Genomic DNA, 21,417 nt, shown 5'->3' with positions numbered 1-21,417 from the left:
ACCGACGCAAAAGGTATAACATCACCAGGTCGACGTCTTCACTGGAGGAGACCAGTCCTTGGCTGATGAAACACCTAAAGATGAGCGCGGCGCGGGTGTAGACGCCGAGGCTTCGGCGTTGGCCGATAGCATCTCCAGGTGGCTGGTGCCAGGCACTGACGCGGACATCGCGGAGCTCTATGCCCAGCTGTCGAACACCGCCCGCGAGTCGGTGTTTGGGTTCGAGGCCGAGCTGGTGTTCGTCGATGTTGAAACGACCGGTGTCGAGCCACAGAAGGACCGCCTCATCGAAATCGCCGCCTTGGCGACCAGGGGGACCGAGGTTCTCGGCAGTTTTCACACGCTGGTCGATCCGGGAGTTTTGGTACCCCCTGAAATCACGGCACTGACAGGAATCGAGTCGTCGCAACTAAAGGGCGCCCCTGATCCAGCAACCGCTGTTCGCGAGCTTGCCAGCTTTGTCGCCGGCAGGGACATCGTTGCGCACAACGTCGCTTTCGATCGCGACTTTCTGCTCCGCGTTGCCGAGAAAAACGCCTTCAAGGGAGCCTGGATTGACTCCGTCCAGCTCGCCCAGATCGCGCTGCCAAGGCTTCGAAGTCATCGCCTGGGCGATCTGGCGGAGTGCTTCGACGCTCCCAGGCCAAATCATCGCGCCACCGATGATGTCGAAGCCCTCGCGTACTTGTGGCGAATCATGCTCTGCGCGATCGATGCCCTGCCGAGAGCGGTAAGTCAAAAGATAGCGCAGATGGATCCCTCGGTTGAGTGGCCGCTTCGCTCGGTGATTTCCCAGGTTGCGTTCGACCAACAAGCAGCCCATTTCGACTTGAAGCTCGAGCGTCAGAGGCGAGCGCTGGCGTATAAGGCGAAGGCGCTCGTCGACGCCGAGGAGCTTGAGTGCCGGGCGCCGTCCGCCGAAGCAGTTTGTGCGGAATTCGAGCTCGAGGGGTTGGCAGGAAGGACTTTCGAGTGCTTTGAGTATCGTGCGGAGCAGGTCGACATGGCAACAGCGGTGCTCGATGCGTTTGCCTCGGAACGGCACGCTCTTATAGAGGCGGGCACCGGCGTTGGAAAGTCCCTGGCGTATCTCATCCCCGCGGCGCACTTTGCCATGCTAAATGGCGTTGGAGTCGGCGTGGCGACCAAGACAAACTCCCTTCTCAACCAGCTCATCTATAACGAGCTGCCCAGGTTGAATCGAGGCCTGGGGGAGGGATTCCGCTTCGCGTCGCTCAAGGGATACGATCACTACCTTTGCTTGCGTAAGCTCGAGATCGCCTTGGCGAGCTCTCGGGAAAAGACAGAGCAGGATTTGGTCAGACAGGCTGCGCTGATCGCCTGGGTTGTGCAAAGCGCCGCGGGGGATCTGGATGGAATCAATCTGCACTGGCCTCGCGCAGGCAGAACAGAGTTTGCTGCCTCGTTGAGCGAGTGCACGCGAAAAAACTGTCGCCACTTTTCCGGTTGCTACCTTCATGGGGCGCGCCGGCGAGCTTTCTCGGCGCATATAGTTGTGACCAACCACGCGCTACTCTTCCGTGACACGGCGGCTTCCGGAGGAATACTGCCTCCGCTCAGACACTGGATCATAGACGAAGCCCACTCCGTTGAATCAGAGGCCAGGCGGCAGTTTACCTTCGAGGCCTCACACGCCGAGGTCAATGGGATTTTGACGGCTCTGCATACCTCGGCGGGAGGAGGCGTGCTGGGAGGCGTTCGACGCAAGACGCGCTCTGGCGACCCGGAGGACGCGGTTAAAATACTCGCCGAGCTGGCAGTTATAGAGGAGAAGGTCAGAGTTGGGACCGAGGCGGCGGAGATGTTTTTCGGCCTCTTCAAGGAGGTTGAAGCGGGTAGCGCTGACACCACTTACAACAGGCGCGAGATATGGCTCGATGAGGGATTCCGCGCTGGCGAGAGGTGGCGAGCCATCTCGGAGAGGGGCTTTGCTTTACATAAGCGCCTCGCGGAGATCGTTGAGCGAGGGCGCTTTCTGATCAGACTGCTCGAAGAGACTGAGATGAGTCACACCGACGCCGTTGCTGATCTGGCCGGATTGCTTATGCGCCTGGCCTCTCAGGCCCAGACTCTTGAGATGGTTCTGAATGCTGATAACGATGAATACGTCTACTACATGGAGTTTGATCACAGACGTAAGGTGGTGGCCGAGAAGCTGTGCGCTGCGCTGCTGAATGTGGCAGACGTTCTTGCGGAGAACTTCTTGCCCAGCGTCAGGACAGCGGTCTTCACTAGCGCAACGTTGGCCATTGGCGATGATTTCTCGCACTTCGCGCAGAAAGTCGGGCTTGATCGAGGATCAGGTGAAAAGCACACCGAGACGCAACTGAAGTCGGGCTATGATCTGGAAAAGCAGATGGCCGTTTTCGTCCCGAAAGACATGCCGATGCCCAATGAGCCCGGATATCTGAAAGCACTCTCGGAGCTGCTCTATGAAGTTCATGTCGTGATGGGAGGGTCCGTTCTGACTCTCTTTACCAACAGAAAACAGATGGAATCCCTCTACCAGGAGGTAGCCCCCAGACTTCAGGCCGAAGGGCTTCCACTTCTCATCCAAAGCAGAGGAGCATCAACGAAGCGCCTGAGAGATGAGTTTATCGCTGACAATCGATCGTCTCTCTTCGCGACCAAATCCTTCTGGGAGGGCTTCGATGCGAAGGGCGACACCCTGAGAGCCGTAGTCGTGCCCAAGCTGCCGTTTGCAAGGCCCGACAGCCCACTTGCCGCAGAGCGGAACCGTCGGGAGGGCAACATCTCCTGGCGCAAGTACGATTTGCCCGATGCCGTCATTGAGCTGAAACAGGCGGCGGGCCGTCTGATACGATCGAGCACGGACATCGGCTGTCTCGTCATCGCGGACACTCGGGTGTTGCACAAGAGCTACGGACGAGGGTTTCTCTCAGTGCTGCCCGTCAGCGAAGCCAGGGTCGTCTCCGCCGATAAGCTCGCCGGCGAGATCAGCGACCGCTTCCCGCAGTTCTGACGGCGAGAGCGCCTCAGCGCCGCCGAGACACGCCACGATTTGCTGTGCAAGCCAGCTGCTGCCCGCATAGGGAATCTCGGCGATGCGTGATCCATCTTTCTCGGTAGTGCCGACGCGAATGCCGGGCCACTCCCGCTCGGCGATTTTTTCGTCAGGGCCAAAACGGACGCGCGCGACAGGAAGCTCTTCGAGGGGGAGGGCTGAACTCGGCAGATCGAAGGCTCGGGGCTCAAAAGACGCCTCTGTAACCTCCAGGCTCTCAATGCGATCCAGCCGATACGTTTTCACCTCAAGCGAACTTTGGCAGTAGGCGAAAACGTACCAAACGTCTTTTTCGTGCATCAGTGCGAGAGGCTCAACGTTTTTGTTTGTAGCGGAGAGGCTCGAGGCTCGGCGATAGGCCATGTGCACGACTCGGCGATGCTTGGCGGCGAATGCCAGTGAACTGAGATATGGGCTGACCGAGACTAGCGAAGACGAAGCGTGCAGGCGCCGCTCGATTTCTTCCGGGGCAACATCGGGACTCCCTGCAGCCAGCGAGATCTTGCGATGCAGCTCGCTGTCGGCCGGTACGCCGGCGACCCTCATTGCGGCGATGACCGCGCGCGCCTCGGAGATCGAAAAGCGAACGGGCTTGTCCAGTGCGGGCAGGTGGCCGAAGACCTCCACATGATCGTTGTCGATCAACACCGGAATGAAGCTGGTTGGATCTCGCTGATCTGCCGCACACATCGACAGCAGCTGCAAGTCGCTTACCAGCTCGTCTCGGGGAGTGCCGGTCAGACGCGCGAACTCGGAGAGGGGAGTTCTGGTATTGGGCCTCATCGCCTGCAGCAAAAGCAGGAGGCGGCGCGTTCTTTCTTCGATATTCTCGGGCATTACCCGACGGGCTCTCTGTGCATTTGAGATATTCGTCGCACCTTGCCCTCGAGCGTGCGTGCCAATTCGGGCGGAGAAACAAGCGTGACTCCGGGACCATTTGCGACCACCCACCGGGTGAGCTCTTCGGAGTTTCTCGCGCTAATGCGCCACGAGGCGCCGCCGTCCGGACGTCGTTGCAACTTGCCCGTCCCGGCTGTCAGCGATTCGACCATCGAAGCTCTTGCCGCGGAAAAGAGAATCTTCGCCACAAAGCTCTCTTCGCCGATCTGGAATGGATGCTTTATGTGGTCCGAGACACGGAAGCCATCGGGCACTGAGAAATCAGGAGACTTTGGGCGAGTCGAGTTGACGGCAAGCGATGACATTCTGGAGATCAGGTAGGTCCGAGTCTCTTTCAGAGAGATGTCGTTAGCCACCAGATACCACTGCCCCCGCAGGGCAAACACTCCGTAGGGCTCGCCCTCGCGACGGGCTGTAGTGCCACCGGGACTTCTGTAGGCGAAAGAGATACGCTTGTTCCGGAAGGCGGCATCCACCAGTTTTCCCACGGCTGGTGAGTGAGAGTCCTCGGCGCCCTCGGCCGTTTGAATCGATAGCGCAACCTCCGCGGGCTCGCGCATGTTGATTTTGGAGAGGGCAAATGGCAGCTCATCGGCGAACGGGAATGTGAAGTCTTTGGAGAGCGCTAACAGAACGTCGCGCAAGAGCACGCGCTCCTCTTCGGCGAGCGATACCGGGGATACGAATGTGGCCGGGTCAAGGTGGTAGAGGCCTTTGTCATCGGCAACAAGGGCCAGGCCTATTTGCGCGAGCCGCTCTTTGTCCCGCTCGAACATTCGCTTGAATGCGCTGTCGTCCTGTTCCGAGGCGGGTGGATAGCCGTTGACTTGGTCGCGAATCTGCTCGGCCGACACAGGAGTGCTCGTTTCGGCCAGAAGCAGAGCCAGGTTGATTATCCGTTCAACGGGCCCGATCAAGACAAGGTCCTTTCGACATGGCATGATTGTAGCCGATAGCTGCGTGGTGCGACTTTTCTGCTACCTAAAAATTAAACGAGGCGCGTGGGGGAACGCGCCTCGTTCTAGTGGAGCCGGCGGGATCCGCCCCTGAGGGGGGGGAGGAGAGGGCGGGTCGCCATGCTCTACAAATAGTTTAGCAACAGCCGTGCCAATATTTCTACAAAAGAAAGAAGTTTTTGTATATTTAATGGTACAGATTGTTTATGAACTCGGGCCAAAGATCACCTGGAGGCGGCAATGGCGACTAAAGTAAGAGCGAAGCGAACCACGTGGATCATCGCGGGAGTCGTATTTGCTGTGGTGGCGGCAGTGTTGGCTGGAATATATGTATATCAGGAGATGACCAGCAGAGCCACGGCGCTTGAGCGTCTTTCCGAGGCGACCGAGCTGGTTCGGAGAGCGGATGCCGTTGTCATCGACGTTGACGAAGTCGTGAGAGGCGAAATCACGCCGGAGCTGGGCGTATCGGCAAGCGAAGCGGCGTCAGCGGCTCCGGTTGCGATTTCGGATTTAAAGCGAGCCCAGGAACTTATCGACCAGGCGCTTCCCGATCTGCCCGAAGAGAGTGCCGCCGAGGCCAGGGCGCTTGCTGATTCTGCAAGGGCCAGGATCAAGATGTTGGATGCGGCAGCCGAGATTTTGCCGGTAAATGTATTGGCCGCCGAAGCATTGAGGCATGTCAGAGCTGGCTGGGATCACCTCTTAGAGGGCGAAAAGCTCGCCGACAGGGCAATAGAGGAGTACAACAAGTTGACCCGGGCATCGGTTGGCGAATCACAGCGACTCAACGCCCAAGCAAGCGAGAGGCTCAAGTTGGCGCTCGCTGATCTTCAGGCTGGTGCAAGCGCGTTTCCGGACGCCGGGATCGCGGGATTTGTGAAATATACGGAGAGTAAGATCGCCCTTGTCGGCATCTCCGCGCAAGCGGACGTGGCGTTCCTTGCCGGAAGAACGCGTGAAGCCAACGCGCTATCGACAAGGTTCAACGCCGATGAAAAAGAGGTCATAAAACAGCTCGAGGCGCTACCGGAAACGCCGGAAATTGCTATTGCCGGCGCCTACGAGCGCTTGGCTGGGCCGGCCACGGCCGTATATTTTGAGGCGCGGGATGAGGCGACACGGGCGGACGAGGCGCTAAACAGGGTTGTGAGGTAACCGCTTCATCCGCGCAGACCACTGCCGCGCTCGGCCAGCGCACGGACGTCCAGAATCGTGATCAGTCTGCCATCGACGGCGATGATGCCCTCTTCTTTCAGTCGCGAAAAAGCGCGAGAAAGCGTCTCCGGCACGGTTCCTAGCGCCGAGGCAAGGTCGCCTTTTCTCATCCCGAGGCTGATTTCGAGGCCTCGGGCGGACGGCTTTCCGGTCGAGAGCGCTTCATGGAAAAGGTGACTTGCCAGCCGCGAGGGGACATCGAGGGATAGCGACTGCATGAGAGAGGTGACTTGAACTAGCCTCGTGGCGAGGTGGGTCACCATAGTTCGGGCGGCCTGAGGCTCACTTTCCAGGAGGTCAAAGAGCGCCTCCCTGGGTAGCCACGCCACGCTTGCGGGGGTAGTTGTTTCGATATGTGCCGGATAGCGGCCGCCGGCCAAGGCGGCGAGGGCGGCTATGGGCTGGCCGGAACTTATTGTCTCGAGGTCGGTGCGTCTCCCATCGATCGAGAGGTGGTAAACGCGAGCCTTACCCGAAACAAGAACACCGAACCTTTTGGCGGGGTCGCCTTCTCTGACCAATGTCGATCCACGGGGGAGGTCGTTGACGGTTGCGCTTTGCAGCAGACTCTCGACGGCGCTGTCGCTAGCTCCATGCCACAGGCGGCAAGACCGCAGTGCTGCGCGCACGTCGGCGCGAAAAGCCTCAGACACTTCTACTCCTCTCCCGGAGCACCATCAGGGGCATAAGGTATTCGCAGAAATTGACCAGCGTCAAAGACAAGGGGTTTCTCGGCAATCTATGCTCGGTGCGTCTAATAGTAAACGATCTCGGGAAGGACCGGGTATGGGCGAGAAGGTTGTACGACAGATAGTAAAGATCGACGAAGCCCTGTGTAACGGGTGCGGACAGTGTGTAGGGCCGTGCGCCGAAGGGGCGATCGCGATCGTCGACGGCAAGGCGAAGGTGCTGCGCGAGGAGTTGTGTGATGGCGCCGGATTCTGCCTGGGTGTTTGCCCGACGGGCGCCCTGACGCTGGAGGCCAGGGAGAGCGTGCCTTTCGACCATAGCGCGGCGGAGGTCATCATCGCCGAGAAGATGGCGAACTACATCGCCCAGCATTGTTTTTCGTGCGGCACCTCCGAGGACGACCGTCCGTTGTTGCCTGTCAGGACCGGTGGAAATTCCACTTGGGTATGTACTAGATGTCTACCCGCACTTATTCACGGCTAGGCCTCGATAGTTCGTTTTAGTCAGTTATCGGCGTGGTAGAAGAAAGGTGGTATGTGATGTTTTGTAATCAATGTGAGCAGACGGCAAGGAGTATTGGGTGCAGCACCGTTGGCGTGTGCGGCAAAAACGGAGAGGTTGCGGCCTTGCAGGATCTCCTTGTCAACGCATTGCGCGGCCTGTCCTCGGCGGCGATTTCGGCGGCTGGCCGGGGCGTTGACACTGCCGAGGAGGGCAGGTTCGTCGCGAGTGCCCTGTTCACCACGCTTACCAATGTTGATTTTGATGCGGAATCTATAGCTCGGCAGGTAGAAGAGGCGGTCAGGCTAAGAGATGCGCTCGGCGTACCGGCCGGGGAAGAGGGCGCGCTTCTGCGCTTCGCGCCGGCCCCAACGATCGAAGGGAAGGTTGCTCAAAGCGGCGAGTTTGGAAGCCCTTGGGATATCGGCAGGGATGCGGACGTTCAAGCCCTGCAGCAGACGACTCTTTATGGCGCGAAGGGAGTGGCCGCCTACGCGTATCATGCGCTTAGCCTGGGGCAGGAAGATTCGATGATCTACAGCTACCTGTTCAAGGTGCTTGCGGCGCTGTCTGACAGCTCACTCGATCTGCAGGCATGGGTTGCGCTGGCGCTTGAGTGCGGAGCCGTCAACCTGCGAGCGATGGAGCTGCTGGACGAAGGCAACACCGGAAAGTACGGCCATCCTGTTCCGACGCAGGTGCCTCTTGGTCACCGGCCGAACAAGGCCATACTCATCTCCGGCCACGATCTGCGCGATCTTGAGCTGCTCCTGGAGCAGACGGCGGGGACCGGTGTCGACGTCTACACCCATGGAGAGATGCTTCCCACACACGCCTATCCTGAGCTCAAGAAGCACCCGCACTTCTTCGGACACTACGGAACCGCATGGCAAAACCAGCATCGTGAGTTCGCGGCTTTCCCGGGGTCGATCCTCATGACGACGAACTGCCTGATGCCTCCAAAGGACACCTATCGGGATCGTCTGTTTACGACAGGGCCGGTTCGTTTTCCGGGAGTGGCCCATGCCGAAGGGGATTTTGGTGCGGTTGTGGAAAAGGCGCTATCGTTGCCCGGGTTTTCCGAGAATGTGGATCGCGGAAGCGTGATGGTCGGGTTCGGAAGAAACACCGTGCTCGGAGTTGCGCCAACGGTTATCCAGGCGGTCAAGGATGGTGCCATAAAGCACTTCTTCCTCGTTGGCGGGTGCGATGGAGCCAAGCCGGGCAGAAACTACTATACCGACTTTGTCGAAGAGGCCCCAAAGGACACGGTTATCCTCACGTTGGCGTGCGGCAAGTTCAGGTTCTTTGACAAGCAGCTAGGCGACATAGGCGGAATCCCGCGCCTCCTCGATGTGGGCCAGTGCAACGACGCCTACAGCGCCATCCGGATCGCGGTAGCGCTTGCCGAGGCGTTTGAGATGGAAGTCAACGACCTGCCGCTCTCGATGATTCTGTCGTGGTATGAGCAAAAAGCGGTGGCGATTCTGCTGACCCTGCTGCATCTGGGCATTACAGGCATTCGTCTTGGGCCGACACTTCCTGCGTTCATATCCCCCAACGTGCTGCAGGTGCTCGTCGACAACTTCGGCATCAGGCCGATTGGAGAGAGCGCGAAGGCCGATCTGGCCGAGATCCTCGGCTAGCCGATTCCTTCGCTGGCAGGCGGGCGCAGTTCGGTGGCTACAATCTGGGCTTCGTAAGGCCCGGGTAGGTCCAGCCGCCGTAGCCCTGAGAGAAAAGGAACGATTGCGGCGACCACAAGCAGCGAGGCGCCAAAGAGAAGGAACGCGCGGTTTATACCGAGCCACTGAATGGCAGGTCCGGCGAGCAGATAGCCCATCGGACCTGCCGCGTATTGCCCCGACAACATGACTCCAAGCACTCTCCCCCGATGCGAAGGTGGAGTTCTGGTTTGTGTCGCGATATTGACCATCGGGCCAACGGGACCCCAGAAAAAGCCGCTGCAGACCGCTGCAAGCAGTAGCAGCGCGTAGCTAGGCAGCAGGGCTATCCCGAATACGCCGATACTGGCCATCGCAACAGAAAAAACGAAAGTGCGGTAGCGCGAAAACCTTGCCCCGATCGCTCCGTAGAGCAAGGATCCCGCTACTCCTCCGCCGCTTATCGCCATGATCAATCCGCCTAGCAAGTGCGGAGCATCCTTGCCCTGGAACACAACTGGAAGCAGTACTCCCTCCATCGGCATGTAGATTGCGACCAGCGCCATCGAGACGAGCAGCATCGCGCGTAAGGTTCGGTCACTCCAGACGAACTTGATCCCATCGAGCGCCCCTGACCATACGTTTTCCGGCCGAGCTGCACGAGACGGCTTGCCGACATTCGGCAGTTTTATCGTACTGATTAGCGCAGTCGAGACCAGGAAGCACAGTGAGGTCGCCCAGAGTGTCGTCGAAGCGTCGAATAGCGCTATGAGCAGGCCGCCCAGCCCAGGGCCGATCATGTACGCTAGCCCCCAGGCCGCTTCGTGAAAGCCGTTCATGCGCTCAAGGGTCCAGCCCGCGCTTTCGGCAGCTTCGGGGACCATGGCCTCACGCGCGGTTGCCCCGGCCGGATCGAATATGGCGCCCAAGGCCACCAAGGTCACGATTAGGGGCAGGTCAAGGCCGAGAAATTGGTCGACGAGAGGAATCGATATTACAGAGAGCGACGACATGATGTCGGAGAGCATTGAGATTCGGCGCTTGCCGAAAATATCGACCAGCGACCCTGACAGCAGGCTGGAGAGAAGCAAAGGCAGTGCGGTTGCAGCCCCCACGATACCCGCGGCCATTGGCTGACCCGTGCGCTCGAGCACCAGCCAAGGAATTGCAACAATTGCTATCCCGTTCCCGGCGCCGGAAGCGATTACGGCGCACTCCAACGTGAGCATCGGCCTGTAACGGCGGAGGCGTTTTAACATAGGGCTCCTGTTGATTCAGCTTATACAGAGAGACGGCGCTTAACAGCACGACCGGTTAGTGTGCAGTATTATATGTTATATGGATATGAGTTGAGCGTATGAGTCTGGCAAGTCACGGAAAGCGCAAAGAGTAATGGAGAACCCAATGTCTGAGGCTGCTCGTCATGTGACGGAATTAGCCGATCGTATCGGCCCCCGCCCGGCTACCACTGATGCTGAAGCTATGGCGGGAGACTATATCGAGGACGTGTTTCGTTCCCGCGGGCTGGAAGTGACGCGCCAGGAGTTTGAGTCTCCGCGAACCGCCTCCTGGGGGTATTCCATCTATCATCTTCTGACTATAGCCTCGGTTGGGTTGCTCTACTGGGCCGAGGTCTGGGACCCGCTTCGATGGATTCTTTTCGGTGCGGCCGCCATCGCAGCCGTCTTCATCTGGCTCGATCTGGACATGCGCTTCGGACTCTCCGGCATCATGCCCAAAGGCCCAAGCCAGAATATCATCGCCAGACACATACCAAAGACCAGGCGTGCCGAGAAGGTCAAGCGAGTTGTGCTCGTGGCTCACTATGACTCCGCAAGAGCGTCGCTCGCCTCATCGCCGTCGATGGCGAAGCGCTTCCCTGCACTGATTGCGATCATGAAAGGGTGCACATTTCTGGTGCCGGTCATGATATTCGTCGATAACCTGGCTGCAACGAGGATTGCGGATCCATACCTGTGGTACGCAACGCTGGTCGTGGCAGCGTGTCTGCTTATCCCCTTGGCAATCAACATCCATCGTGAGTTGCTGATGCGCGGGACCGATGGGGCCAACGACAATGCATCCGGGGTGGCGGCTCTTCTCGGCCTTGCTGAGGCCCTTGTTCCTGAACCCGATGGCGGAGTTAAGATGCCGACACAGCCCCTTCGACCCCTACAGGTCGATTATCGGGGTTCGGAGGGGAGCCAGGAGTCGGCGCCGGAGCAGGCAAGTTACGAGGAAGAGCTTCCGGATGACTTTCAGTGGGTTGAGACTCCCCGGAAAAAGGGCTCGGAGCCGCCGAGTAAAGCGGCAGTAAGTGGCTGGCTGGGGGTAGATCCTGAGTTTGATGCCCGCAAGGCCGGTAAAGACATCGGGCACTGGGACAACTTTGAGGATGACGACGAGGACGAAGAGTTCGGCACATTGCGGGGATGGGCGGGCGATGATCCAATCGGGGATCCGGACTTCCCCGCAAATGAGGCCGCACGCATCCGTCAGCGAGTGACCGAGCGTATCGATCGAAGTGTTGTGGACAAGGAGCTTTGGTTTGTTGCGACCGGGGCCCATGAGTCGGGAGCTTGGGGAATGAGGGCGTTCCTCGACGAATATGGTGATGACTTGCGGGACGCATACATCATCAATCTCGACAGCGTAGGAGCTGGCAATTTGCACTGGGTCACCCGTGAGGGAGCGGCCAGCCGCTACGCGAGCGATAGGCGCCTCATCTCACTGGCGCGCAAGGTTTCTCGCGACGAAGAGATTCTTGCAAAAGGTCGGGAGTACCGAGGTGTTTCGACCGATGCGACCCCTGCACTGGCCAGACGCCTTAAAGCCATAAGCATCATGGCGTTTGACATCAATGGGCGTATTTTGAACTGGCGTTGGCACAGCGATGTTAGCGAAAACGTGCAACCAGAAAACGTGGAATCAGCGGTCAAGCTGGTGACCGGCATAATCCGCGAACTCTAGGCGCGATATATCAAGCGCCCGCATGCGCCTGGGTTGCGCCCAAAGGCCAGATGAGTCTGCCTAGAAAGAGACCTCGCCCTCGGCCTCCACTTTTCGTTTCGGCGTCAGGTTCTCGGAGTAGAAGGTCATGATCGATCCGATAACCATCAAGGCGGTGGATGTCCAGAATACAGGCAGCATGATCGCGGATTGCTGCAGTGCGACCGTGACTACGGCGAACATGATAAAGCCGAGATGCAGCAGGCCGGAGCCGATCTTGATTATTCGTCCCTGGGTAAAGTAGGAAGGCGCTCTTCCTCCGATGATGGTCGTAGCAACCACGGCCGCTTGTATCAGCCCGGCAAGCACTAAGTAGGCAGCGACGCCGTTGGCAAACGACCCCGTAATCGCCCACGTGGCAATCCCCGCTATCAGCATTCCAATCGAGACGGCCGTTAGTGCCGTCCTGGAAAACAGGCGTTTTGGAACGCAGAGACCCATGGCGATGACAAGCAGTACCATCATAGGGGCTGCGATGATATTCATGGCCTCGATGTATTCAGGGTAACCTGTGGCCCCAAAGCCCGGGACGTAGGTATGCGCCCACCAGACGTATGCGGTTCCAATAAACGATTGAACCCCCAGGCCTACGAGGAGCATTACGGTCAGAACTATCAGCATGTAGTCCCAATTTCGACTGTGCAACAGATGCTTCATGCTTTACCTCCGATAAGCGGAACCATCAGGCTGGCAACATACGCATGAGCGCCGGGAACGACGTAGGAAGACAGGTAGGTCAGCACCAGGACGATAAATGAGGTAAGTCCAAGCGCGGCAACCGTTTTCCACATACCGCGCTTACGCAGATAGAGGCGCGCGTGCAACACAGCCGTGTACAGCAGCCACATCATGATGGACATGTTGACCTTGCCCGACCACCACCAGGACGCCCCCTCCCAAGCCATCACAGCCCAGGGAAATCCTACGAGCAATCCGGCGGTCAGCTGGAGGTAGCCAAATCGGGTCCATCGATACGCAGTCGTCTCGAACGATGAGTGGCGCTTTAGGACCATCTGGATTGTCGCGATGAATGCGAGTGCGAAGGCGGCGTAGCTCAAAAAGAGCATCGGCGGATGAACCCACATGTACCAGGTGTTATAGAAGAACTGCCGAGATCCTTCTATTCGCTGGAAGCCGTCCATGGCGATCGCGGGAACTCCTGAAGCCATCGCCTGGAGGTACCCGCCATACAGGCCGAAAAAGCGCGGCAACGGCTCAGTGAAAGGATTGCCCGAGGTGGCGGCGGCGAACATCAAGATACTCGTAAGTATGGCAGCTCCAGGTAGCAGCTCAGCGCGATGCCTTACAAGCACAGCACCTAGGACAGCGAGCAAAAGCGCCCAGAAATAGAGTTTCTCGGATTCTACCCATAGCGGAACGGCCATACGGCCAACGATCTCGCCTGTCTCGGGGTTAACTACGACGCACAACTGGTATAGTCGCCAGTGAAACCAGATCAACAGCGCCTCGCCGACGAGCAGCACGGCAGCTGTGACGGCAAATCCAGCTCGCAGCCACCGCCTTAGAGTAGGCACAAGGGCAAGGGCCAGCATTGCGACGGAGAGTGCTATCATGATGATTTCTATAGGTCCGCCAAGTCGAGCAAGTGTTTCGATCGTCTCGCCTATTGCTGTTGCGGTGGCCTGTACGTCCACAAGTCACTCCTCGCATCGGGTATTTCGAGACAGTATAACGTAGGAGTATTCGAAACTAAGGTTTGCGAGTGTGTTAATTTCATGGATAAACTGTAGGACGCCCGCGGACGTCCGGTCAGGCAGGGACTTGATTGGCAAAGTGTGCACCCTGGAAGGCTGATGCCATGAGCTTGTCCAAGTACCTTAAAAGGGCTGTGCGCCAACTGAAAATTTCGTGGAGGGAAGACCCTTCGCGATATGACATAGAGGCGCTTCACGCCAATATCGAGCGGGTAGGCCTGGTTATCAAGGTCAGGTGGCTTCTCGTTGCGGCTCTCGGCGTATATTCGGTGCTCGGCGCCTGGGCCTATACGCGACAGGCACCTCTCGAAAACATAGCGCATAATCTGGCCACGCCTGTGGTCGCGATGGTCTTTATGCTCGCCTACAACACCTTCTACCAGCTGACCTATCGCAGGCTCGGTAACATCGCGATTCTCAATCACGCGCAGCTGATGTTCGATGCGATGGTCGTCGCGGTGCTGGTTTACTACTCCGGCGGAGCTCACTCGGCGTTCTGGGCGATGTATATGCTGTTTGTGCTGGAGGCCGCGCTCATCCTGCCGAGAAGGTGGCAGACGTGGGCGATGGCGGCGTTTTGCCTTGCGCTTAACGGTATCGTGATATGGGGAGTCTACGCCCAGCTCCTGCCCGATATCAGTGTGCCCTTTGTCCTCGCTGATTTGCACCGGGACTTCACTTTCGTGTTCGTCACCTATCTGTGGCAAGCAACGGTACTTTTTGGTGCCGCATCGGTTAGCACGATGATGATGTCGGCTTTGAGAGTCCGGGAAGAGGGACTGGCCAAGGGCTCTATCATCGACAGCAAGACGGGTTTGCACGATCGAGCCTATTTCAACCAGGCCCTCGGCAGCGAGCTTTTTCGCGCCGAGAAAGACTCTCGTAATGTGGCTTTGTTGCTAATCGACCTCGATGACTTCGCGAGCTTCAACAGGGCGCTTGGCTTTTCGCACGGAGACCGCTTACTGCTCGCGATCTCGGAGGCCATCAGAGCGATAGTTCAAGAGTGCAGCGCAGCTTCGAGCAGAGAGACGAACCTCGTTGCCCGGTACGGCGGCGAAGAGTTCGCGGTCATTCTGACTCAAGACTCGCTGTCTAATCCGCCGACGCTTGAGTATGTTGCTGGAGTCGCCGAGTCCGTACGCTGCGCCATCGAGAGCGTGAGGGTTGAGGATGCGGGCGTGACCGCAAGTATAGGGGCGGCATCCACCCAGTTCGAAGGTTGGATCGCGCAAGACCTGCTTGCTGCCGCAGATAACGCCGTGCAAGAGGCTTTGTCTGCGGGAGGGAATCAGGTTTGCGTCACAGGCAGGTCACAATGAGAGCTCTCGCCAGGATGGAGGGGGTGTTTGTCGGCGCGGTCCTTGCGCTTTGCCTGTCCAGTGCCGTGGTCCTCGCGCTTACGGTCCCTCAGGTGACAGCCACACTCGTGAAGGCCGCCGACAGCGCGAACATCACAGGCTTGACGCAGCAAGATGCGCTGAGCGTTGCCGAGCAGGTTCGAGCGTATGTGGCGGATATCGCCCCGCCTGCTCCCTTGCCCTCGACTGTCGAGGACAGCGAAGGGGCTTTGCACGAAGGGTTCACTCATCGAGCCGTTGCCCATCTCGACGATGTTCGGGCGGTTTTTGCAGTAACGAGGTGGGCCAGCGTCGCCTTAGGGCTGGTATTTGCAGTGTGGCTGATCGTGCGCCTGGTGCAGCGACAGCACTCTCTCGTGGCGTTCGCCTGCAGGTGTGCGAGTGCGACGATATTTATGCTGTTCGCGCTCGCACTTATCGGCGCGGTGATGGATTTTGACACCCTGTTTGCTTACTTCCACAAGCCGCTTTTTGCCGAGGGAACCTGGCTTTTTCCCGCCGAGGAGCTGTTGGTGCAGTTATTTCCCGAGCGGTTTTGGATGCTTGCAGGGGCGCTGTGGGCGGGAACCTCGATGCTGATTGCGGGCTGTCTGTGGGTTATATCCAGGCGCATTGAGACTCCCAGGAACAGGCTTTCAGCGTGATGAGTGTGTGAAAAGCTCGCAAAGAGGTGTAGACTTAGCTTCGGCTGTACGCCGGAAGTGGATTCCGGCAGGGAATATTAACTTGTGGCAGGAATCAGAAAGGAGCCGTGCATGGCAGCTAAGGAAGGTTACTGTGTAAAGTGCAAGGAGAAGCGTGAGATCAAGGACGCGCAAGACATTGTGATGAAAAACGGGCGTCCGGCTACGCAGGGGATCTGCCCGTCATGTGGAACCAAGATATTCAAGATCGGCAAATCTTAGCTCGCAAGAGTGTAGGGCTTCAAGGTGAAGACGCCCGGCTCCCCTTGGGGCTCGGGCGTCTCTCGTTATCCTGGTTTATGCATTGCTAAGCTGAGAGCAGGCGACTAAATGAATGTCATCGTTGTCGGATGTGGCAGGGTCGGTTCACAGCTGGCCACTTTGCTGTCAGTCGAGGGGCACAACGTAGTCGTGATCGACAAGGAGCCAGAAGCATTCAAGCGCTTGGGTAGTAGCTTTAATGGGGTCACCATCAAGGGTGTCGGCTTCGATGCGGAGATACTCGAAGAGGCGGGCATTGGGAGTTGCGACGCCTTTGCGGCCGTCACAAACCTCGACAACACAAACCTGATGGCCGCTGAGGTTGCCCGCAAGATATTTAATGTCCCCCATGTTGTGGCTCGTCTTTACAACCCGCTTCGCGAACGTACCTATATTCAGCTGGATCTGGATTACGTCTGCGGAACCACCCTCGTTGCCGAGACTCTTCTTGACAAGATCCACGCAGGCCACGAGCACCATATTGCCAGCCTAGGGGACGTCGAGATAATCAGTTTCAAGGCAAACCCAAAGATGGATGGTCGCAGCGTGAAGGACCTGGAGATAAAAGGTCAGTTCAGGGTGGCGGCGATCGCGCGCGGCGACTCGATGCATGTGCCCGATGCGGACACGATTGTGAGGGCCGGAGACATTGTGCTCGCTGCGATCAAGGAAGAGTACTTCCATCAGGTCAGTGAATACATGGAGGGGCGATAGTGTATATCGTGATAAATGGCGGCGGAAAGGTCGGCTCGTATCTTGCAAAGACGATGCTTGACTCTGGCCATCAGGTCGCGTTGATCGAGAAGCGCGCCAACATTGCCGAGAAGCTGGTAGTCGAGTTGCCCGAAGGCGCCCTTGTCGTGGTAGGTGACGGGTGTGATGCACAGTACCAGGAGGACGCAGGCGCCGCGCGCGCGGACGTATTTGTGGCGGCTACTGGCGATGACGATGACAATCTCGTCGCGTGCCAGCTCGTAAAGGTTGCTTTTGGCACTCCGCGTGTGCTGGCAAGAGTGAACAACCCCAAGAACGAACGCATATTCAACGTCCTGGGTATCGAGGCGATCTCTTCGACCACCATTATTTCCAGAATGATCGAGGAAGAAGCTACTATCGGCGATATTCGGACCTTGATCGCGCTTCGCCGAGGAAAGATGGCGATTGTTGAGGTTGAGTTGCCGGTCGACAGGTGTGTGGTTTGTGACAAAGAGGTCGCGTCACTGAACCTGCCCGGCGACTGCGTTCTGATGGCGATCATCAGGGGTGAAGATGAAGTCATCACGGTTCGTGGCGACACAAGACTGCAGCCGGGAGATGTGGTTATCGCGTTTACCAACGTCGAGCGCGAGCGCGATCTGAAGAAAGCGCTTACCGGCGAGTAGCCAGAGCTGGACCCTGGCGATCTGTTTGCGAAGCCTTCGTGCGTAAGGCTACAATGCTTCAGGGTGCGGGCATAGCTCAGTTGGTAGAGCGACAGCTTCCCAAGCTGTAGGTCGCGGGTTCGAGACCCGTTGCCCGCTCCAACTATCCCCGGCGGCCGTTTGTCTCGGCAGGTCCCGCTCATCTCTTTCAGGGTTCCGCTTGTCAGATGTCTGCAGGAATACCTAAGCGCAAAGCGAACATGTGTACGTGTAGGCATCACCACTTTGTTCGCCGCTCCCTCCCGGTGAACCGATCGGTCGGGGGCGAAAATGACAAGACTACTATCGCGTGCAATGGCCACAGTGCTGGCAGGACTGATGTTTTCGCCAGCTACAGCTATGGCATCCTGGCCGCTGGCTGGCCACGCCGAGATACTGCTGGAATATGGCAGCTCATACACTCGCGACGGGCGTAGCGTCACCCATAGCGGAGTTGATCTTTTGGCCGAGCCGGGCGATACAGTTCTCGCGGCTCAGGATGGAGTAGTTTCGTTCGCAGGCAGGGTTCCAGCCCCGGGCGGGGGTACCCGTGGGGCCGTAACCATTGATTTTGGCGGAGGACTTAGAATTACCTCTCTTCCGCTGACAGGGATTGTTGTATCTAGGGGTCAAACGGTTAGCGCCGGGGATAAGATTGGCGTTTTGGGTGAAAGCGCCGGCGAGTCCACCTCGCGCCCGCATCTGCATGTCAGCGTTCGCAGAGAGGGGACCTACCTGGATCCAATGCTTTTTCTCATATCGCCAGGATCCGCGAGCATTCAGGTTGCTCCAGAGGTGAATTTGGTCGAGCCTGCCGCCTCAAACACGCAGATACCCACGACTTTTCGGGCCCCCGTATTTCAGGGACAGGTTTTGGCCCAAGCCCCGATTGTCCCGGTGACTAATACCGTCAAAGGTCCAAGCGCGATAGGTTCAACTGTTCCGGCAGGGCAAATCGCACAGGGAGCTATTAACAAAGGCGCCCAAGGGGAGCTGGCGCAGACGGCCTCGAGCAGGCCAATCGAGATTCACACGCTGGATCAGGCTACCGTTCCGCCCATACAGGCGCAGGATCAGGTTGCCGTTTCGCCCGCTCAGGCGCAGGAGTCGAGAACCGCTCAGTCCTCATATCTTCGAGAGCTTGCAGCGGATAAATCTGCCCAGCCATGCCTCACGTTGACAGGCGTGGCTAAAGAGAGAAGGAGTCCTGTCTCATGGCGGCTATCGGGTTTATCGATAGGGATGGCCGCTTTGGGGTTATGGCCACTTTGGCGTCGCCGGCCGACTAATTCCGGCGAGGCAGTGATGTCGGTAAGAGACGATGACCTTGCAGCCGCGGTCTGCCGATGATACACTGCCCAAGCTCATTTCCTGCTCCGGACATGATTAGCCTTCAGATCCGGAGCCGCCGAAGCCCAGAGGAGGTGAATGATGAAGGCTTACGAACTTATGCTATTACTCAATCCTGCTCTCGAGGAGGAGGCTCGCGCCGCCCTTCTTGAGAAGGTAGAGGGACTCGTTTCTGCTAATGGCGCTGTTGATTCCATTGATTCTTGGGGCAAGCGCCGTCTTGCATTTGAGATTCAGAAACTCACCGAAGGCGACTATGTCGTGGTGAACTTCAGGGCCGAACCGTCTGCTATCGCAGAGATCGACCGCGTGCTGCACATTACAGACCCAGTCGTGCGCTACATGCTGGTGCGTCGAGAAGACAAGGACCAGCTGCCTGCTGGAGCGCCACTGGAACAACAGTGACAATGTGCGAACGAGAAGGTGATACAGATGAGCATCAATCGAGTGGTATTGACGGGAAACCTGACCCGAGACCCTGAGCTGAGGTCGACGTCGAGCGGCATGGCGGTTCTCAAGTTGGGAATTGCAGTCAACGATCGTCGCAAGAATCAGCAGACCGGCGAGTGGGAAGACGTGCCCAACTTTGTGGACGTGACCGTCTTTGGAGCTAGGGCTGAAGCCCTTACTCGTTTCCTGTCGAAGGGGTCGAAGGTCGCCATTGAAGGAAAGCTTCGCTGGTCGTCGTGGGAAACCCCGCAGGGAGAGAAGCGCTCCAAGATAGAGGTAGTCGCCGATGAGGTCGAGTTTTTGTCATCACGGAACAGCGGTTCCGGAGACAGGGCTGACCAAGTTGATTCTGCGCCTGCACACCCCGGAGGCTCAACAGATGATGAGATACCGTTTTAGGCTCGATGAAACTTCGGCCCGGTGTCTTTGTCCCAAATGTCAGGAAAGGTGCCTGGTTTAGGCGCGAAAGGAGGATAGAGAAATGTCAGATTATGCACGCAAGCCAAGACGCAAGTATTGTGTCTTTTGTAAAGACAAGGCCGATTACATCGACTACAAGGACGTGCAGCTGCTTCGTAAATTTATCACCGACCGAGGCAAAATCAAGCCGCGGCGGGTTACAGGCAACTGTGCACAACATCAGCACAGGTTGTCGATCGCCGTTAAGCGATCCAGAGAGATGGCGCTGATTCCATATGCGGTTCCGGTGATCAGTGGGCGAGTCGATAGTAGAGGACGCAGGTAATCCCAGGCGATGCAGGGCCAGTATCGAATGCGCGACACAATTCTGCTTTCGTTGGCGTGCTTGGGCGGGGCGATTCTCGCAGCCCCGCTTCCCTTAGTCGGGCTACCGATGATCGCGGCGGCGTTTGCAGGGCTTGTGTATATGGAGCGGATGATAGCGGCAGTAGTTATTTCAGTGCTGTCGTCTGCCGTGGTCGGGTTAATTTTGACTACAACAGAGTTGCTAGCCATTATCCCGGCCATTACGGCAATCTTGATTGCGATTGTGGCTTTGCGTCGACACGACCCATATGCTGTCATCGTTTGCCTTGCCCCAGTGCTGGCGGTATCTTTTGTGGCACGGGACTTGGTGATTCCATGGCTGGCGGGGCAGGTTTATACCGAGTTAGCCAGGGAGACGCTGGCGGCTGCAGCTGAAGCTTTTGTGGCGGCCATACCCGTTGTTTTAGCAATTCTGTGGGCGGCTCGTAGGGCAGGCGTTAAGCTAAAAGGGTCCCCAGGGATAGCAAATCTGGACTTTAGCCCTCACATGCTGTGGCCACTCGTTCTTGCGCTGGCGCTTGGAGCATCCGGGCGCATCTTGAATATCGGCGACGGCATGTTGACTGATCTTGGATTTGGTTTGTTGCTTGCGACCAAGGTCATCCTGTTTTTGCAGGGTTTTGCTGTGGTGGCTTTCTTCTTGAGGCCTATGAACATTGGTCGCAGAGGACTGTTTTTTGTTGGCGTTATGGCCTTTATTATTGATGGGCCGACTTGGATAGTGAGTATTGCAGGGTTGCTTGATTTTTGGCTCAACTTCCGCAAACTGAATAGAGAAGATGCATCGGGCTCTCAGTCATCGGAAGCATTGAATAATAGTCTATAGGATGGAAAGTGATTGGGCCGGGCTTGCGCTCGGCCCTGAAGAAGGAGCAAAGATGAAGGTCATCCTTACACAGGAAGTAAAGGGCAGAGGCGGCGAAGGGGATGTTGTCGAGGTCGCTCGCGGATTCGCCGTCAACTACTTGTTTCCAAACAAGATGGCGGTAGAAGCTACTAGCGGGAACCTGAAGCAGCTTGAGCAGCGCATGCGCAACATTCGCAAGCGCGAAGATGCCAGGCTCGCGGAGGCCAACACTTTTGTCGCATCGATCGATGGGAAAGAGGTCGTGATCCCCATCAAGGTAGGAGAGGCCGGCCGTCTATACGGTTCGATTACATCTCAGATGATCGAAGAGGCCATTCTTGAGCAGCTTGGTGTGGAAATTGACAGGCGCAAGATGGATGCTCCTGCTCACATCAAAGAGATCGGCGAGCATCGCGTGGCTGTCCGCGTGCACAAAGAGGCCAAGGCTGAAGTGATCGTTCGCGTGGTTGATGAAAGCAGCCCTGTCGACGCCCCGAAGGCTCAGGCTGATGAAGAGGCGTCAAGCGAGAGCCCGGCGGATACCGAACTCTCTTAAAGCAGTTCCTGAATACGTCTAGCG

22 protein-coding genes and 1 tRNA gene are annotated in these 21,417 nt (G+C 57.7%); 17 read left to right on the top strand and 6 right to left on the bottom strand.

Annotated features, from left to right (window positions below; all coding sequences use genetic code 11):
* Window positions 1–58: 58 nt before the first annotated feature.
* Window positions 59–3,004: a DNA polymerase III subunit epsilon gene (locus KGZ89_00785; GenBank protein ID MBS3973395.1), complete on the top strand. Its 2,946-nt coding sequence runs from the start codon at window positions 59–61 to the stop codon at window positions 3,002–3,004.
* Here KGZ89_00785 and KGZ89_00780 read toward each other — a convergent pair.
* Both KGZ89_00780 and KGZ89_00775 read right to left on the bottom strand, forming a co-directional pair.
* Window positions 2,921–3,883, bottom strand: coding sequence for a WYL domain-containing protein (locus tag KGZ89_00780; protein ID MBS3973394.1), 963 nt, complete (start codon window positions 3,881–3,883; stop codon window positions 2,921–2,923). The two genes, KGZ89_00785 and KGZ89_00780, sit on opposite strands and share 84 nt — an antisense overlap.
* Window positions 3,883–4,863, bottom strand: a complete 981-nt coding sequence (locus tag KGZ89_00775) for a WYL domain-containing protein (protein ID MBS3973393.1) — start codon at window positions 4,861–4,863, stop codon at window positions 3,883–3,885. Before KGZ89_00775 ends, KGZ89_00780 begins: the two co-directional genes overlap by 1 nt.
* A 279-nt stretch (window positions 4,864–5,142) precedes the next feature.
* On the opposite strand from KGZ89_00775, the gene KGZ89_00770 reads away from it, so the two are divergent.
* Window positions 5,143–6,060, top strand: coding sequence for a hypothetical protein (locus tag KGZ89_00770; GenBank protein MBS3973392.1), 918 nt, complete (start codon window positions 5,143–5,145; stop codon window positions 6,058–6,060).
* 5 nt (window positions 6,061–6,065) lie between these two features.
* Here the strand turns inward: KGZ89_00770 and KGZ89_00765 are convergent, their stop codons facing one another.
* Complete coding sequence (locus KGZ89_00765) at window positions 6,066–6,773, bottom strand: Crp/Fnr family transcriptional regulator (protein ID MBS3973391.1); 708 nt, start codon at window positions 6,771–6,773, stop codon at window positions 6,066–6,068.
* 133 nt (window positions 6,774–6,906) lie between these two features.
* On the opposite strand from KGZ89_00765, the gene KGZ89_00760 reads away from it, so the two are divergent.
* Entirely contained in the window at window positions 6,907–7,293 is a 387-nt protein-coding gene (locus KGZ89_00760; GenBank protein MBS3973390.1) for a ferredoxin, read from the top strand.
* Window positions 7,294–7,349: 56 nt separating this feature from the next.
* Window positions 7,350–8,957, top strand: coding sequence for a hydroxylamine reductase (gene hcp / locus KGZ89_00755; protein MBS3973389.1), 1,608 nt, complete (start codon window positions 7,350–7,352; stop codon window positions 8,955–8,957).
* On the opposite strand, the gene KGZ89_00750 is transcribed toward hcp, so the two are convergent.
* Window positions 8,954–10,234, bottom strand: coding sequence for an MFS transporter (locus KGZ89_00750; GenBank protein MBS3973388.1), 1,281 nt, complete (start codon window positions 10,232–10,234; stop codon window positions 8,954–8,956). The two genes, hcp and KGZ89_00750, sit on opposite strands and share 4 nt — an antisense overlap.
* Before the next feature lie 145 nt (window positions 10,235–10,379).
* On the opposite strand from KGZ89_00750, the gene KGZ89_00745 reads away from it, so the two are divergent.
* On the top strand, window positions 10,380–11,945 hold the full coding sequence (locus KGZ89_00745; GenBank protein ID MBS3973387.1) for a M28 family peptidase: 1,566 nt from the start codon (window positions 10,380–10,382) through the stop codon (window positions 11,943–11,945).
* Between the two features lie 60 nt (window positions 11,946–12,005).
* Here KGZ89_00745 and KGZ89_00740 read toward each other — a convergent pair whose 3' ends face one another.
* Both KGZ89_00740 and ccsA read right to left on the bottom strand, forming a co-directional pair.
* A complete protein-coding gene (locus KGZ89_00740) occupies window positions 12,006–12,641 on the bottom strand; it encodes a hypothetical protein (protein MBS3973386.1) in 636 nt (211 codons plus the stop codon).
* Complete coding sequence (ccsA, locus tag KGZ89_00735; GenBank protein ID MBS3973385.1) at window positions 12,638–13,639, bottom strand: cytochrome c biogenesis protein CcsA; 1,002 nt, start codon at window positions 13,637–13,639, stop codon at window positions 12,638–12,640. Before ccsA ends, KGZ89_00740 begins: the two co-directional genes overlap by 4 nt.
* Before the next feature lie 164 nt (window positions 13,640–13,803).
* Between ccsA and KGZ89_00730 the strand changes: the two genes are divergently transcribed.
* From KGZ89_00730 to rplI, 12 genes are all read left to right on the top strand, one after another.
* Window positions 13,804–15,021 (top strand): GGDEF domain-containing protein, encoded by a 1,218-nt coding sequence (locus tag KGZ89_00730; protein ID MBS3973384.1) that lies wholly within the window; start codon window positions 13,804–13,806, stop codon window positions 15,019–15,021.
* Complete coding sequence (locus tag KGZ89_00725; GenBank protein ID MBS3973383.1) at window positions 15,018–15,704, top strand: DUF1461 domain-containing protein; 687 nt, start codon at window positions 15,018–15,020, stop codon at window positions 15,702–15,704. Before KGZ89_00730 ends, KGZ89_00725 begins: the two co-directional genes overlap by 4 nt.
* A gap of 111 nt (window positions 15,705–15,815) precedes the next feature.
* Window positions 15,816–15,965, top strand: a complete 150-nt coding sequence (locus KGZ89_00720) for a hypothetical protein (protein MBS3973382.1) — start codon at window positions 15,816–15,818, stop codon at window positions 15,963–15,965.
* Between the two features lie 108 nt (window positions 15,966–16,073).
* Complete coding sequence (locus KGZ89_00715; GenBank protein ID MBS3973381.1) at window positions 16,074–16,718, top strand: TrkA family potassium uptake protein; 645 nt, start codon at window positions 16,074–16,076, stop codon at window positions 16,716–16,718.
* Window positions 16,718–17,386, top strand: a complete 669-nt coding sequence (locus KGZ89_00710) for a TrkA family potassium uptake protein (protein ID MBS3973380.1) — start codon at window positions 16,718–16,720, stop codon at window positions 17,384–17,386. Before KGZ89_00715 ends, KGZ89_00710 begins: the two co-directional genes overlap by 1 nt.
* Before the next feature lie 65 nt (window positions 17,387–17,451).
* Window positions 17,452–17,527, top strand: a tRNA-Gly gene (locus KGZ89_00705).
* Window positions 17,528–17,695: 168 nt separating this feature from the next.
* Complete coding sequence (locus tag KGZ89_00700) at window positions 17,696–18,754, top strand: M23 family metallopeptidase (GenBank protein MBS3973379.1); 1,059 nt, start codon at window positions 17,696–17,698, stop codon at window positions 18,752–18,754.
* Window positions 18,755–18,835: 81 nt separating this feature from the next.
* Window positions 18,836–19,159, top strand: coding sequence for a 30S ribosomal protein S6 (locus KGZ89_00695; GenBank protein ID MBS3973378.1), 324 nt, complete (start codon window positions 18,836–18,838; stop codon window positions 19,157–19,159).
* 27 nt (window positions 19,160–19,186) lie between these two features.
* A complete protein-coding gene (gene ssb / locus KGZ89_00690; protein MBS3973377.1) occupies window positions 19,187–19,603 on the top strand; it encodes a single-stranded DNA-binding protein in 417 nt (138 codons plus the stop codon).
* 82 nt (window positions 19,604–19,685) lie between these two features.
* Entirely contained in the window at window positions 19,686–19,949 is a 264-nt protein-coding gene (gene rpsR / locus KGZ89_00685; GenBank protein MBS3973376.1) for a 30S ribosomal protein S18, read from the top strand.
* 108 nt (window positions 19,950–20,057) lie between these two features.
* Window positions 20,058–20,816 (top strand): DUF2232 domain-containing protein, encoded by a 759-nt coding sequence (locus KGZ89_00680; GenBank protein MBS3973375.1) that lies wholly within the window; start codon window positions 20,058–20,060, stop codon window positions 20,814–20,816.
* Window positions 20,817–20,868: 52 nt separating this feature from the next.
* A complete protein-coding gene (gene rplI / locus KGZ89_00675; protein ID MBS3973374.1) occupies window positions 20,869–21,393 on the top strand; it encodes a 50S ribosomal protein L9 in 525 nt (174 codons plus the stop codon).
* Window positions 21,394–21,417 lie beyond the last annotated feature (24 nt).

It is taken from the genome of Actinomycetota bacterium, from assembly GCA_018334075.1.
Taxonomy (GTDB): Bacteria; Actinomycetota; Coriobacteriia; order Anaerosomatales; family UBA912; genus JAGXSC01.
Note: the sequence above shows the minus strand (reverse complement) of the source record. Positions and strands in the feature narration are given on the sequence as shown.

Bases quoted from the DNA above. Each gene is read 5' to 3' on its own strand.
- KGZ89_00770 (MBS3973392.1), top strand. From the start codon at position 5,143: ATGGCGACTAAAGTAAGAGCGAAGCGAACCACGTGGATCATCGCGGGA.
- hcp (MBS3973389.1), top strand. From the start codon at position 7,350: ATGTTTTGTAATCAATGTGAGCAGACGGCAAGGAGTATTGGGTGCAGC.
- KGZ89_00750 (MBS3973388.1), bottom strand. From the start codon at position 10,234: ATGTTAAAACGCCTCCGCCGTTACAGGCCGATGCTCACGTTGGAGTGC.
- rpsR (MBS3973376.1), top strand. From the start codon at position 19,686: ATGTCAGATTATGCACGCAAGCCAAGACGCAAGTATTGTGTCTTTTGT.
- KGZ89_00780 (MBS3973394.1), bottom strand. From the start codon at position 3,883: ATGCCCGAGAATATCGAAGAAAGAACGCGCCGCCTCCTGCTTTTGCTG.
- KGZ89_00760 (MBS3973390.1), top strand. From the start codon at position 6,907: ATGGGCGAGAAGGTTGTACGACAGATAGTAAAGATCGACGAAGCCCTG.
- KGZ89_00730 (MBS3973384.1), top strand. From the start codon at position 13,804: ATGAGCTTGTCCAAGTACCTTAAAAGGGCTGTGCGCCAACTGAAAATT.
- KGZ89_00740 (MBS3973386.1), bottom strand. From the start codon at position 12,641: ATGAAGCATCTGTTGCACAGTCGAAATTGGGACTACATGCTGATAGTT.
- KGZ89_00715 (MBS3973381.1), top strand. From the start codon at position 16,074: ATGAATGTCATCGTTGTCGGATGTGGCAGGGTCGGTTCACAGCTGGCC.
- KGZ89_00720 (MBS3973382.1), top strand. From the start codon at position 15,816: ATGGCAGCTAAGGAAGGTTACTGTGTAAAGTGCAAGGAGAAGCGTGAG.
- KGZ89_00745 (MBS3973387.1), top strand. From the start codon at position 10,380: ATGTCTGAGGCTGCTCGTCATGTGACGGAATTAGCCGATCGTATCGGC.
- rplI (MBS3973374.1), top strand. From the start codon at position 20,869: ATGAAGGTCATCCTTACACAGGAAGTAAAGGGCAGAGGCGGCGAAGGG.
- ssb (MBS3973377.1), top strand. From the start codon at position 19,187: ATGAGCATCAATCGAGTGGTATTGACGGGAAACCTGACCCGAGACCCT.
- KGZ89_00700 (MBS3973379.1), top strand. From the start codon at position 17,696: ATGACAAGACTACTATCGCGTGCAATGGCCACAGTGCTGGCAGGACTG.
- KGZ89_00695 (MBS3973378.1), top strand. From the start codon at position 18,836: ATGAAGGCTTACGAACTTATGCTATTACTCAATCCTGCTCTCGAGGAG.
- KGZ89_00725 (MBS3973383.1), top strand. From the start codon at position 15,018: ATGAGAGCTCTCGCCAGGATGGAGGGGGTGTTTGTCGGCGCGGTCCTT.
- KGZ89_00680 (MBS3973375.1), top strand. From the start codon at position 20,058: ATGATCGCGGCGGCGTTTGCAGGGCTTGTGTATATGGAGCGGATGATA.